General features: G+C 64.3%; 12 protein-coding genes. 7 read left to right on the forward strand and 5 right to left on the reverse strand.

Features of this window, described 5'->3' with window-relative positions:
• Positions 1-559: 559 nt before the first annotated feature.
• Entirely contained in the window at positions 560-955 is a 396-nt protein-coding gene (locus AC628_RS19890) for a helix-turn-helix domain-containing protein (protein WP_094194089.1), read from the reverse strand.
• A gap of 569 nt (positions 956-1,524) precedes the next feature.
• On the opposite strand from AC628_RS19890, the gene AC628_RS19895 reads away from it, so the two are divergent.
• Positions 1,525-1,836 carry a hypothetical protein gene (locus AC628_RS19895; RefSeq protein WP_143046883.1) on the forward strand — a complete coding sequence of 104 codons (312 nt, stop codon included), beginning with the start codon at positions 1,525-1,527 and terminating at the stop codon, positions 1,834-1,836.
• A gap of 51 nt (positions 1,837-1,887) precedes the next feature.
• Here AC628_RS19895 and AC628_RS19900 read toward each other — a convergent pair whose 3' ends face one another.
• The 3 genes from AC628_RS19900 to AC628_RS19910 all read right to left on the reverse strand — a co-directional run bounded on the left by AC628_RS19900 (position 1,888) and on the right by AC628_RS19910 (position 6,207).
• Positions 1,888-3,207, reverse strand: a complete 1,320-nt coding sequence (locus AC628_RS19900; RefSeq protein WP_074128480.1) for a dicarboxylate/amino acid:cation symporter — start codon at positions 3,205-3,207, stop codon at positions 1,888-1,890.
• An 89-nt stretch (positions 3,208-3,296) separates the two neighbouring features.
• Complete coding sequence (locus AC628_RS19905; protein ID WP_074128481.1) at positions 3,297-4,808, reverse strand: sensor histidine kinase; 1,512 nt, start codon at positions 4,806-4,808, stop codon at positions 3,297-3,299.
• A 124-nt stretch (positions 4,809-4,932) separates the two neighbouring features.
• Positions 4,933-6,207 carry a serine hydrolase domain-containing protein gene (locus tag AC628_RS19910; RefSeq protein WP_074128482.1) on the reverse strand — a complete coding sequence of 425 codons (1,275 nt, stop codon included), beginning with the start codon at positions 6,205-6,207 and terminating at the stop codon, positions 4,933-4,935.
• 146 nt (positions 6,208-6,353) lie between these two features.
• Between AC628_RS19910 and AC628_RS19915 the strand changes: the two genes are divergently transcribed.
• From AC628_RS19915 to AC628_RS19940, 6 genes are all read left to right on the forward strand, one after another.
• Positions 6,354-7,268 (forward strand): intradiol ring-cleavage dioxygenase, encoded by a 915-nt coding sequence (locus AC628_RS19915; protein WP_074128483.1) that lies wholly within the window; start codon positions 6,354-6,356, stop codon positions 7,266-7,268.
• A gap of 342 nt (positions 7,269-7,610) precedes the next feature.
• Positions 7,611-8,927: a CmpA/NrtA family ABC transporter substrate-binding protein gene (locus AC628_RS19920; RefSeq protein WP_074128484.1), complete on the forward strand. Its 1,317-nt coding sequence runs from the start codon at positions 7,611-7,613 to the stop codon at positions 8,925-8,927.
• A 60-nt stretch (positions 8,928-8,987) separates the two neighbouring features.
• Positions 8,988-9,890, forward strand: coding sequence for a nitrate ABC transporter permease (ntrB, locus tag AC628_RS19925; RefSeq protein WP_074128485.1), 903 nt, complete (start codon positions 8,988-8,990; stop codon positions 9,888-9,890).
• A 10-nt stretch (positions 9,891-9,900) separates the two neighbouring features.
• Complete coding sequence (locus AC628_RS19930; RefSeq protein ID WP_074128486.1) at positions 9,901-10,695, forward strand: ABC transporter ATP-binding protein; 795 nt, start codon at positions 9,901-9,903, stop codon at positions 10,693-10,695.
• A gap of 55 nt (positions 10,696-10,750) precedes the next feature.
• Positions 10,751-11,176, forward strand: coding sequence for a globin family protein (locus AC628_RS19935; protein WP_074128487.1), 426 nt, complete (start codon positions 10,751-10,753; stop codon positions 11,174-11,176).
• A 199-nt stretch (positions 11,177-11,375) separates the two neighbouring features.
• Positions 11,376-12,275, forward strand: a complete 900-nt coding sequence (locus tag AC628_RS19940) for an SMP-30/gluconolactonase/LRE family protein (RefSeq protein WP_210190236.1) — start codon at positions 11,376-11,378, stop codon at positions 12,273-12,275.
• Positions 12,276-12,326: 51 nt separating this feature from the next.
• Here the strand turns inward: AC628_RS19940 and AC628_RS19945 are convergent, their stop codons facing one another.
• Positions 12,327-13,412 (reverse strand): substrate-binding domain-containing protein, encoded by a 1,086-nt coding sequence (locus tag AC628_RS19945; RefSeq protein WP_074128500.1) that lies wholly within the window; start codon positions 13,410-13,412, stop codon positions 12,327-12,329.
• Between the last annotated feature and the right edge of the window lie 10 nt (positions 13,413-13,422).

Below are 13,422 nucleotides of genomic sequence, written 5' to 3' on the forward strand. Positions count from 1 at the left end.
GGCACGGCATGATGGGGCGGGACCGCCGCAGCCGGGCCGGGCGCGCTGGCGGTTTGGGCGAATGCCGGCTGAGCCGCGAGCATGGTGGCCACGACGACGAGTGTCACTCTCTGCATATCGGGTTTCTCCGGACTGCGCCGCTTGCGCGAAAATCGGAAGGCAGGCCCCGGCCGCACCAGTGGAGCGGGCGGCGCGTTCGTGCGGAGATGATGATCTATCCCGAGACCGTTGCGTCTTGATTAAGTTTTGGTTTGCGGCCGGTACATTGCCGCAACCTTCTTGTCGCGCCAGGGCTGGAGGCGCCCATCACGGGCGGAGATCGTTCGCTCGTCCCGGACCTTGCAGACGCCGGGCGCACCGATCGAGTGCCGCCGAACGGACAAAGAAAAAGCGCTGCCATCGCGGATGGCAGCGCTTGGGTATCTCCGGTTCGATATCTCCGGTTCGATATCTTCCTGGCCCCGACCGGCGCGCGCTGGGCCCGATGACCGCCCGCCGGCCAATCCGCTCGCCCTGGTCGGTCGCGTTCGCGGCGTCGCGACCGTACCTGTGCAGCCGCTTAGTCTTCGTTGGCGGCGATCGATTCCATCAGCGACACCAACTGGCGCTGCACGGTCTGATCCTTGATCTTGCTGTAGGCGCGGAGCAACCGGAGGCTGAACGCGCTGTCGAGGAACAGGAGGCTCTCGACTTCGCGGGCCTTGTTGTCGCCGTCGTAGAAGAAGGTGACCGGCACATCCAGCGCGCTCGCGATCTGCTGAAGGCGCGCGGCGCCGACGCGGTTCACACCCTTCTCGTACTTCTGAACCTGCTGGAAGCTGACGCCCAGCTTGTCGCCGAGCTCGGCCTGCGAGATCTTCTGCTCGACCCGGCGCAGGCGAATCCGCTTGCCCAACTCAATGTCCGGCTTGCCGGCACTGCGCTGCTTCATCTTCTTTGCTGCTGATCTGTTCATTCTGGTGACCCGTCCTTCAAATCGAGAATCCCTGGCCCGGTCGGGTCAGGGACACGTTCATGATGTACCGCGTTAAGCTCGAGTGGATCGTCAGTTCGTCTGAACTACGAAGTCCAAGAAGATCGCGGGATGGTATCCAAACGCATTTGCGCGTTGGAAGCACCCAAGTACCGACTCGGTCGACTACCTGAAGTCGACCGCGCCAAGGTGTCTACCGACACCCCGCCCTCTACATTTGGCAAAATATTGACCAAACCACAACTAGCGCGAGTTTGATCGACACAGATTTTGCGCGCATGCTTACTGGGCGGCATTGCACTGCGCCCGTAGTTCTACGGGCAGCCAATATTGTACGAGCGTCCTAGTATGGATGCAACCCCAGCTAGTGCATCCTGAGGTCGCGGTGACGGTCTGCGGTTGCTTGACTGAATCGCCGCCAATGCGAAAAGTTTGACGTAAGTCCAAGTCAGGCTTTCGGAATGTTGCTGGACAATTGCCTAAAAGTTCTGAATCATCGGGAACAATTGTGCGCCTACGGAAAGCCGGCGAACTCTGGCAGGAGAGGCCAAATGAAGCGGAAGAGGGGAACACCTCGACTCTACCTCGCGGCTTCGGGAGTGGAAGATATGCCGGTCGCAAATACGGAAGAACGGTTGCTGGCGCTGCTGGCAACCCTGGAAGAGTGTCAGGCATTTCTGACTGACCGGGCGAACACGGAGACGGCGCGGCTGCTGTCCCTTGCGATCCTCGAGCTTCGGATGGAGCTCCACAAGGTGACGGATTCCGAGTTGAAGGCGCTGTGCGACATGATCGCGTCGGACGAGCCGGTGCAGGAACCGGCGACCAGGCAGTTGCCGCCGTATCTGCGGTTGATCAAGTAAGCCCGCGCCCCGCGCCAGGCGCGGGACGCTTTTGGCACTGTGCCGCGTGGTTCAACCCGCGGTGACGTCAACCGCATCAGTGCCTTCGAGCACGCGACGGGCCTTGTCCCGATCCAGGTCGCCTTCCCAGGCCGCGACCACGACGGTGGCAACGCAGTTGCCGATCAGGTTGCCGACTGCGCGCGCCATGCCGATGAACCAGTCGACCGAGAGCACCAGCACGAGGCCGATCGCCGGAATGCTTGGTACGGCATTGAGCGTCGCCGCCAGGATGACGATCGCGGATCCCGGCACGCCATGCGCACCCTTCGAGGTGATCAGCGATACGCCGAGCACGAGCAGCAGATCGCCGAACGACAGCGGCGTGTTGGTGGCCTGCGCGATGAAGACGACCGCCAGCGTCAGGTAGATCGAGAACGCATCGAGGTTGAAAGAATAGCCGGTCGGAATCACGAGGCCGACCACCGAGTCCTTGACGCCGAAACGCTCCAGCTTGCGCATCACCTGCGGCAGCACCGCGTCTGACGATGCGGTCGCGACCACGATCATCAATTCCTCGCGCAGGTAGCCGAGGAATTTGAGGATGTTGATTCCGGCGAGCGCCATCACAGCGCCGAGCACGCCGAGCACGAAGACGGCGACCGAGACGTAGAACAGCGCCACCAGCGATAGCAACTGCTTCAGCGAGCCGACGCCGTATTTGCCGACCGTGTAGGCGACGGCGCCGAGCACGCCGATCGGCGCGAAGCGCACGATCAGGCCCATGGCGCGGAACAGCACGGTCGAGACCGCGTCGATGAAAGAGGAGATCCGCTGGCCCTTCTCGCCGCCGACCAGCGCCAGGCTGACGCCGAAGATGATGGCGAAGAACAGCACCTGCAGCACGTCGTTGCGCGACAGCGCGTCGAACGAGGTGGTCGGGATGATGTTGAGCAGGAAGCTGCCGATGCCTTCGCCCTTCAGCTTCTGCGCATTGCTGGCGTAGTTGCCGAGCGCCTTGGCATCCAGCGTCGAGGTGTCGATGTTCATGCCGTGACCGGGCCCGAACAGATAGGCCAGGATCAAGCCGACCACCAGCGCCACCGTCGTCATCGCCTCGAAATACACCAGCGCCTTGACGCCGACGCGTCCGACCTTCTTGAGGTCGCCGGCGCCCGCGATGCCGTGCACCACCACGCAGAACACGATCGGCGCCACGATCATCGAGATCAGCTTCAGGAAGGCGTCGCTGAAGATCTTCAGCCCGATCGCGAAATCGGGCGCCGCCACGCCGATGACGATGCCGAGCAGCAGCGCGACCAGCACCTGCACGAACAGTGATGTGTAGAGCGGCTTGCGTGCCGTGGTGGCTTCCGCTGCGATGGTCGACATGAATTCCCCCTGTTTCCGATCGTCCGAACCCGAACCATCTTAGCAACTTGCGTGCCAAGATGTCGCAGGATTGGCCGCCGTTGGCCCGTTCAATCGCCGGTTTCGAGGGTGCTGGTCACCGTGTAGACGACGCCGTGGGGCAGGAAATCGACCGTGGCCTCGCCGCCGAGCTGGTCGCGGGCGCTGCGCTCGATCAGCCGGGAGCCGAAGCCGCGCTGCACCGGCGCGGTGACCTGCGGGCCGCCGGCCTCCGTCCAGATCATCCGGAGCTTCGGTGCTGGGCCTTCCTCAAGGATTTCCCAATCCAGCGTCACCGTTCCGGTGTCGTTGGACAGCGCGCCATATTTGGCGGCGTTGGTCGCCATCTCGTGCAGCAGCATCGACAGCACCAGGGCAAGCCGGGGCGACAGCGGCACCCGCGGTCCGAACATCTTGACCCGCTCGGAGGTGCTGTTCAGCAGATACGGCCGCAGCACGCGGCTGATCACGTCCTGCAGGTCGGAGCCCTGCCATTTGTCGGTCGAGAGCAAATTGTGCGCCTCGGCCAGCGCGCCGAGCCGTCCCTCGAATTTCTCGCGCTCGGCGCGGCTCGCGCTGCGGAAGGTCTGCGTGGCGATCGATTGCAGGATCGCCAGCGTGTTCTTGACGCGGTGATTGAGCTCCTCGATCAGGAGGTCGTGCAGCTTCTCGCCGCGCGCGATCGTGGTCGCCATCCGCACCGCAAAGGCGAGGCCGACCATGAGCAGGACGCCGCCGATCACGGCGGTGATCGCAAGCGAGCGCCACAGCGGCGCCACCAGCGAGCTCTCGGCGATCCCGGCCGCGACGGTCCAGCCGGTGAGGCGAGATCGGGTGAAGCCCGTGATCAGCGCCACGCCTTCGAGCGAGACGGTCGGCAGGGTCGCCTCGCTGCGGCGGAACATCTCGGCAAACAATGTTGGCGAGGCGCGCTGCCCGATGGTCGCCTGCGGATTTGGCACGCGGGCGAGGTTGACGCCATCGCCATCGAAGATCGAGATGGTCCAGTCCTGGCTCAGGCGCTGCTTCTCGATCATCGCCTGGAAGACCTCGATCGGCGGGCTGAAGGAGATGTCGTAGAGCACCTCGTCGTCGCGGATCACCGGCACCTCGACGGTGATGATCAGTTGCTGCTTCACCTCACCGAAGAACAGGTTGGAATATTGCGGCTGCCGCGTCGCAAACACCTTCTCGACGATCCCAAGATTGTTGCGCGGCGGCAGGCTAGCGGTGTCCGGCGTCAGCGAGGAGAACACCTGGCGTCCGGCACGGTCCGCCACCAGCACCACGCCATCCTTGCCGTACTGGTCGAGGAAGCCGGCCGCGACACGGCGGAAATTGCCGAACTCGCCGTTGCGCAGCGAGTTGGTCAGCGCCAGCACCTGCAGCCCGCCGGTCATGCGCTGCATTTCCGCATCGAGCAGCAGGCGGATGCTGCGCGCCGTTTCCAGCACGCGCTGCGTGGCGGCCTGACGATCGCGCTGGTAGTTGTGAAACACGATCCCGACCGCGAAAACGATCAGCGGCAACATCGTCCCCGCGACCAGAAGCGCGAGACGCACTGGCAATGTCAGTTTCGGCACGATGTCACCGGGTGGGTGCCCGTTTGCGGTGAGCTCAGGGGAAGCGGGAAAAGTCGGCTAAGGGAAATGACTGTGGTCGGAAAAATTCCGCGGCGCACACCCTGCGCCGCGGAGGAGCCATTGGTCAGAGATTGCTCTCGGTGATCGCGGCGTAGACCATGGTGCGCAGCTCGCGCCGCAGCGGATAGGCGCTCGACGGCAACACCTGGGTCATGAAGATCGTGATCAGCTCCTCAGCCGGATCGATGAAGAACGACGTCGTCGCGGCGCCGCCCCAGTTGAATTCGCCCGGGCTGCCGGCGATCAGCGTCTGCGCCGGGTGCATGGTGACGGCGAAGCCGAGGCCGAAGCCGATGCCGTTATAGGCGGCCTCGGCGAACATCGAGCGCGACATCGCCGGCAGGTCGACGCCGCCGGGCAGGTGGTTGGAGGCCATCAGCTTCAGCGTCTTCGGGCCGAGCAGCCGGACGCCGCCGAGCTCGCCGCCATTGAGCAGCGCGCGGCAGAAGGTCAGGTAGTCTGCCGCGGTCGAGCACAGTCCGCCGCCGCCCGAGACCAGCGAGGGCGGCGACAGGAACGAGCTGGTGGTCGGATCGTCCTGCAAGGTCAGCGTGCCCTTGCGCTCGGCGGCGAGCGGGTTGAAGCCGCCCTGCGGGTCGGCGGAATAGCAGGCGGCAAAGCGATGCGCCTTGTCGGCCGGCACGAAGAAATCGGTGTCGTTCATCCCGAGCGGCTTGAAGATCCGCTCCTTCAGGAACTGCTCGAACGGCACGCCTGAGATCTTGCCAACGAGATAGCCGAGCACGTCGGTCGAGACCGAGTAATTCCAGGCTTCGCCCGGCGAGAACTCCAGCGGGATCTTCGCCAGATCCTCGATCATGCTGTCGAGCGTGCCGGCCTTGATGACCTCGCCGATCTTCTTCTCGCGATAGGCCGCGTCGACATTGGAGCGCTGCTGGAAGCCGTAGGTGAGGCCCGATGTGTGGCGCAACAGGTCGACGATCTGCATCGGCCGCGTCGGCGGGCGGGTCAGGAAGGCGGGCGCGGTGCCGGCGACGAACACGCCGAGGTTCTTCCATTCCGGAATGTATTTGGCGACCGGCTCGTCGAGCGCGACCTTGCCTTCCTCGACCAGCATCATGAAGGCGACCGAGGTGATCGGCTTGGTCATCGAATAGATGCGGAAGATCGTGTCGTCCTTCATCGGCGCCTTGCGCTCGAGGTCGGCAAAGCCCTGGACGGTGGAATGCACGATCTTGCCGCGGCGATAGATCAGGAGCTGGGTGCCGGGAAAGCGGCCGGAATCGAGGTAGCGGCTCTTCAGATGCGCTTCGAGGCGGTTGAGTGCGGTGGTCGACATTCCCGCGGATTCGGGCGAGGCTGGCGTGGGAGCTAACATCGGGCAATTTCTCCGGCTGGCGAGGCAGCCTTGATAGCCGAAAAGTGCCCGCTGCACCAATCGGCCGCTGCTTACCGGCCCCGGGCCGGTGGTGTACGCTTGCCCTGCAATCGCGCCCCAAAAGGGCCCTCAAGGGAAACGCCGAGATGACCCAGTTCAACGAAACCGAGCTCACCGCCGCCGTGATCCGCAGCTTCGACCAGACGCCCGATCCCAGGGCCAAGTTCCTGCTGCAGGAACTGGTGAAGTCGCTGCACGATTATGTGCGCAAGACCGATCTCACCTTCGAGGAGTGGGACCACGCGATCGGTTTCCTGACCCGCACCGGACAGAAGTGCACCGACATTCGCCAGGAATTCATCCTGCTGTCCGACGTGCTCGGCGTGTCGATGCTGGTCGACGCCGTCAACCACAGGGATCGCGACGGCGCGACCGAGACCACAGTGCTCGGCCCGTTCTATGTCGGCGAACACAAGGTGACGCCGCACGGCACCGACATCTCGGCGAGCCTGCCCGGCGAGCGCATGTTCGTGCAGAGCCGCGTCACCGACCTCAACGGCAAGCCTCTCGCCAATGTGCCGGTCGATGTCTGGCACGCCGATGACGACGGGTTCTATGACTCGCAGAAGCCGAGCTATGCCGCCGAAGGTCCGTCCTCGCGGGCGCGCTTCATCACCGATGCCGACGGCCGCTTCTTCTTCCGCACCATCGTGCCGTGCAGCTACCCGATCCCGACCGACGGTCCGGTCGGGCAGATGATCACGCAGACCAACCGGCACCCGATGCGGCCGGCGCATGTACACTTCCTGGTCAACGCCAAGGGCCATGAGCCGCTGATCACGCATGTGTTCGTCGAAGGCGATGAGTACATCGACTCCGATGTCGTGTTCGGCGTGAAGGACGAACTGATCGCCAAGGTCGAGAAGCGCACCGATCCTGTGATGCCCGACGGCCAGCGGTCGGATGGGCCGTGGAGCCTCATGACCTACGAATTCCACGTGAAGCCTGGCGGCGGAATGGCGCCCGCGCCGCTCGGCACCAAGGTCACCGAAGACGCCTGATCGCCGTCATCCAAACCTGCTGCTCAATTCATGTGCGGCGCACAAGAATTGAGCGAATCGCATTCTTAGGCAGCGCGCAGAGACCCCTGCGCGCTGCGACAAGTTGCGCAAAACATTGCGATAAAATCGATTTTTGCACTGCGGTAGCTTGGCACGAGGCTTGAATAGTCTGACGCCGACGCCATTGAAGCCGTCCCTCGAGGCCACCCCATCGGATTTCTGACGCCGCCAGACCGGGGCTCCCCGGTGCACGCCCTTTTGCGCCCAGCGCGCGTCGCCGCCCGACGGACGGTGCTCGACGCACAGACGCAACACGCAACGCAACGACGCAAAGGACGACCGATGACCAAGCCCTCCAACACGCCCCCGAGCCGTGCGATCAGCCGTCGCCGGCTCCTGAAGGCAACCAGCGGCGCCGCCGCGCTGCTCGCCGCGGCCAAGTTCAACTTTCCCGCTGGTGCATTCGCTGAAGGAGCAGGTCCGGAAGTGAAGGGCGCCAAGCTCGGCTTCATCGCGCTCACCGATGCCTCGCCGCTGTTCGTCGCCAAGGAGAAGGGCATTTTCGCCAAATACGGCATGCCCGACGTCGAGGTGCAGAAGCAGGCCTCGTGGGGCACCACGCGCGACAATCTCGTGCTCGGCTCCGAGGGCAACGGCATCGACGGCGCGCATATCCTGACCCCGATGCCGTATCTGATCTCGGCCGGCAAGGTGACGCAGAACAATCAGCCGACGCCGATGTACGTCATGGCGCGGCTCAATCTGAACGGCCAGTGCATCTCGGTCGCCAAGGAATATGCCGATCTCAAGGTCGGTATCGACACCGCGCCGTTCAAGGCGGCGCTGGAGAAGAAGAAGGCCTCCGGCAAGACGGTGAAAGCCGCGATGACCTTCCCCGGCGGCACGCATGATCTGTGGATCCGCTATTGGCTCGCGGCCGGCGGCATCGATCCCGACAAGGACATCGAGACCATCGTGGTGCCGCCGCCGCAGATGGTGGCGAACATGAAGGTCGGCACGATGGATTGCTTCTGCGTCTGCGAGCCGTGGAATCTGCAGCTTATCCATCAGGTGATCGGCTACACCGCGATCACGACCGGCGAGCTCTGGGACAAGCATCCGGAGAAATCGTTCGGCCTGCGCGCGGCCTGGGTCGACAAGAACCCGAAGGCCGCGAAGGCGCTGCTGATGGCGGTCATGGAAGCCCAGCAGTGGTGCGAGAAGATGGAGAACCGCGAGGAGACCGCGGCGATCTGCGCCAAGCGGCAGTGGATCAACTGTCCGGTCGAGGACATCACCGACCGCATGAAGGGCAAATTCGACTACGGCACCGGCCGCGTGGTCGAGAACTCGCCGCAGCAGATGCGGTTCTGGAAGGACAACGCGTCCTATCCCTACCAGAGCCACGACCTCTGGTTCCTCACCGAAGACATCCGCTGGGGCAAGTACGAGGCGGGCTTCGACACCAAGGCGCTGATCGCCAAGGTCAACCGCGAGGATCTCTGGAAGGAGGCCGCCAAGGAGCTCGGCGTGCCGGCATCGGAGATCCCGACCTCGACCTCGCGCGGCAAGGAGACCTTCTTCGACGGCAAGGTGTTCGATCCTGCCGATCCCGCCGCGTATCTGAAGTCGTTGTCCATCAAGCGTGTCGATGTCTGAGCCCGACAAGGCCGCGCTCTCTTGCGCGGCCCGTCGCCTGACCACGGAGATTGTCTGTCAATGTCGATGCCTGCCATGAAGACCGAAGTGTCAGCGGTGGCGATCCCGCAGACCGCCACTGCGGCGCCGGTCGTGACCATGACGCCGAAGCGCGCGCCGCGCGCCGAGACCTACGCCAGGATGGCGAGGGAGGCCGCGGCGCGCGTGGTGCCGCCGCTGATTGTGGTCGCGCTGCTGCTGGTGGTGTGGGAGCTGATCTGCCGGCGCGCCGGCTCCAGCCTGCCGCCACCGTCAAAGGTGTTCAAGGACACCAGGGAGCTGATCCTCGATCCGTTCTTCGACAATGGCGGCATCGACAAGGGCCTGTTCTGGCATCTCTCCGCCAGTCTCCAGCGCGTCGCCTACGGCTATTCGCTGGCGGCGATCGCGGGCATCGCGCTCGGCACCCTGGTCGGCCAATCGGTCTGGGCGATGCGCGGGCTCGATCCGCTGTTCCAGGTGCTGCGGACGATCCCGCCGCTCGCCTGGCTGCCGCTGTCGCTCGCCGCGTTCCGCGACGGCCAGCCCTCGGCGATCTTCGTCATCTTCATCACCTCGGTGTGGCCGATCATCATCAACACCGCGGTCGGCATCCGCAACATCCCGCAGGACTACCGCAACGTCGCCGCCGTCGTGCAGCTCAATCCGCTGGAGTTCTTCACCAAGATCATGATCCCGGCGGCCGCGCCCTACATGTTCACCGGCCTGCGCATCGGTATCGGCCTGTCCTGGCTCGCGATCGTCGCCGCGGAGATGCTGATCGGCGGCGTCGGCATCGGCTTCTTCATCTGGGATGCGTGGAATTCCTCGCATATCAGCGAAATCATCCTGGCGCTGTTCTATGTCGGCATCATCGGCTTCGTGCTCGACCGCCTGATTGCGGGGCTGGGCCGGATCGTGACCCGCGGCACGGCGGCGAACTGAAGGACAAGTCATGCAGGCCTATCTGAAGCTCGATCACATCGACAAGACCTTCACCCGCGGCAACGCCACCACGGAGGTTCTGAAGGACATCAACCTGACGATCGAGAAGGGCGAATACGTCTCGATCATCGGCCATTCCGGCTGCGGCAAGTCGACCTTGCTCAACATCGTCGCCGGCCTCACCGGCGCCACCAATGGCGGCGTGCTGCTGGAGAACCGCGAGGTCAATTCACCGGGACCGGATCGCGCCGTCGTGTTCCAGAACCACAGCCTGCTGCCGTGGCTTACCGTCTACGAGAACGTCAAGCTCGGCGTCGACAAGGTGTTTGCCAAAACCAAGAGCCGGGCCGAGCGCGACGCCTGGGTGATGCACAATCTCAGCCTGGTGCAGATGGCGCATGCCAGGGACAAGCGGCCGAGCGAAATCTCGGGCGGCATGAAGCAGCGCGTCGGCATCGCGCGCGCGCTCGCGATGGAGCCGAAGGTGCTGCTGCTCGACGAGCCGTTCGGCGCACTCGACGCGCTGACCCGGGCGCATTTGCAGGATTCGGTGATGGCGCTGCACCAGAAGCTCGGCAACACCATCCTGATGATCACCCACGACGTCGATGAGGCCGTGCTGCTGTCGGACCGCATCGTCATGATGACCAACGGCCCGAGCGCGCGGATCGGCGAGGTGCTGGAGGTGTCGCTGGCGCGCCCGCGCAAGCGGCTCGAGCTCGCGACCAACCCCGGCTACCTGAAGTGCCGGCAGCGCGTGCTCGAATTCCTCTATGAGCGCCACAGCTTCGTCGAGGCGGCGTAACTCCTTCACCTCACGCAATGGCGCGGCGAGGGAAGCAGCGTGCACGGAGGCACACATGACACCCGACCAGGTCAAGCTCGTCCAGGAGTCCTTTGCCAAGGTGGCGCCGATCTCGGAGCAGGCGGCGGTCATCTTCTATGACCGGCTGTTCGAGGTCGCGCCGGCGGTGAAGGCGATGTTTCCCTCCGACATGGCCGAGCAGCGCAAGAAGCTGATGGCGACACTTGCCGTCGTCGTCAATGGATTGAGCAATCTGTCGTCGGTACTTCCGGCAGCAAGCGCGCTGGCCAAGCGCCATGTCGGCTATGGCGCGAAGCCCGAGCACTATCCGGTGGTCGGCGGTGCGTTGCTGTGGACGCTGGAGAAGGGCCTCGGCGAAGCTTGGACGCCTGACGTGGCGGCCGCGTGGACCTCAGCCTACGGCACGCTGTCCGGCTATATGATTACAGAAGCCTATGGCGGCGCGCAGGCGGCCGAGTAGGGAACGATCTAGGCGGGGCGGCGGTGCGACTATCCCGCCGTCATTGCGAGGAGCGAAGCGACGAAGCAATCCATCTCTCCACAAGTGGAGGCATGGATTGCTTCGCTTCGCTCGCAATGACGGACTGTCCCCAGCGCATTCGACGACACGCGCCTTCTCCACTATGGTCCACCCCGTTCCGCCAACGGGTGAACCAATAATGATGTTCCTGGAAACGCCACCGAAGCTGATCCCGACCGAAATCTTCTCCGCCGTGCCCGCCGAATTCCGCCGCAAGGTGGCGAGCGAATGGGCCGACGCCAACCGGCCCGGCGCGGTGACCGACTGCTTCATCGAGGGGCCGTCGTTCGATGCCGATGGCAATCTCTACATCGTCGACATTCCGTTCGGCCGCATCTTCAGGATCGCGCCGGACAAGACGTGGTCGCAGGTCGCCGAGTATGACGGTTGGCCCAACGGGCTGAAGATCGATCCGATGGGCCGCATCCTGATCGCCGACTACCGGCACGGGCTGATGGAGCTCGACCCCAAATCCGGCGAAGTCACGCCGCTGCTGCGTTCGCGCAATTCGGAATCGTTCCGCGGCTGCAACGATCTGCACATTGCCTCGAACGGCGACATCTATTTCACGGATCAAGGCCAGACCGGGCTGCACGATCCGACCGGCCGGGTCTATCGGCTGCGGGCCAATGGCGCGCTCGACTGCCTGATCGACACCGGCATCAGCCCGAACGGCCTGGTGCTCGATCCGCATGAGGCGGTGCTGTTCGTCGCCATGACGCGCGACAATGCGGTCTGGCGCGCGCCGTTCATGAAGGACGGCAGCGTGTCGAAGGTCGGGCGCTTCTGCTCGCTGTTCGGCCCGAGCGGACCCGACGGCATGACGATGGACAGCGCCGGTCGGCTGTTCGTCGCGCATGCTTCGCTCGGCCACGTCTTCGTGTTTGCGCCGAACGGCGAGTGCATCGCGCGGATCAAGTCCTGCGCCGGACAGAGCTGCACCAATGTTGCGATCGGCGGCGCCAAGCGCGACCGCCTCTACATCACGGAATCGGTGACCGGCACGGTGCTGGTCGCCGATATCAGCGGGCTCGGCTGATGGTCACGCGCCGGCGCTGGAACGAAGCGCGCCGTCGGCCGGCGTGGCTGGTCAGTGGCCTACATGCATCTTCTCGAGAAAATCCTTCACGCCGCTGACGGCGCCGGTATTCGAGGCGACATAGCCGGGCAGGGCGCCCACTGCCTTGTGAAACTCGCTGCTCCTGATGATGTCGAGCACCCGCTGCATCGGCTCGGTCTCGAGGAATGCACGCTTGCAGACGAAGAAGTAATCTTCCGTGAGCAGGCGGATGAAATCGAGCCCGAACTGCCGTGCGGCGGCCTCGACGCCGAAACTCGCATCCGCCATGCCGCTTGCGACATAGGCGGCGACTGCGGCGTGGGTGAACTCCATGTGCTGGGCGCCGTTGATCCGGCTTGCCGGGATCTTGTGCAGCGCCAGCAATTGATCGAACAGCAGCCGCGTGCCGGAATCATGGTCGCGGTTGACGAAGCGAGCCTTGCTTGCGACCAGGTCCTTCAGCGAAGTGATCTTCAACGGGTTGCCGCGCTTGACCATCAGGCCCATTTCGCGCGTCACGAAGTTGATCACGCGGTCCTCGCGCGGATCGAGCCATTCGCGGCAGGCCTCGATGCCTTGCGCGCGCAACTCGCCGTGCGGCAGATGCACGCCGGAGAGATCGCAGGCGCCCTGCGCCAGCGAGACCAGCGAGTTCTGGTTGCTGACGTAGCGGAGGTCGACGCCCATACCGCCTGCGCGATCGAGGAACTCGCGCAGCTTGGACACCGCAAAGCCGTGGCTGGCATGGACGCGGATCACCTGCGGCCGCTGCTCGAGGAACGGCTTGATCTCGGTGACCAGTTCCTGCGCGAGGTTCTCCAGTTGCAGTCCGAGCCGCGCCTGCATGCGTTCGCCAGCCCACACCAGCTTCTCGCCGAACGTCGTCAGTTTCGAGCCCTTGCCGCGCTGGGTTTCCACCAGCGGAACGCCGAAGAATTCAGACCATTGCTCGATCAGGTTCCAGACGTGGCGATACGAGAGCTGCGCATCGTTGGCGGCGCTGGTGATCTTCCCGGTCTTCCTGATCTCGTTGAGGATGCCGAGCATCACGACCGCGGTCTGCGGTGAGTTCTCCTTGCGGAAGCGCCAGACGGTCTCGATCTCGATCTGCAGCATCGTGGTCACC

The organism is Bradyrhizobium sp. NAS96.2, assembly GCF_001908235.1.
Classification (GTDB): domain Bacteria; phylum Pseudomonadota; class Alphaproteobacteria; order Rhizobiales; family Xanthobacteraceae; genus Bradyrhizobium.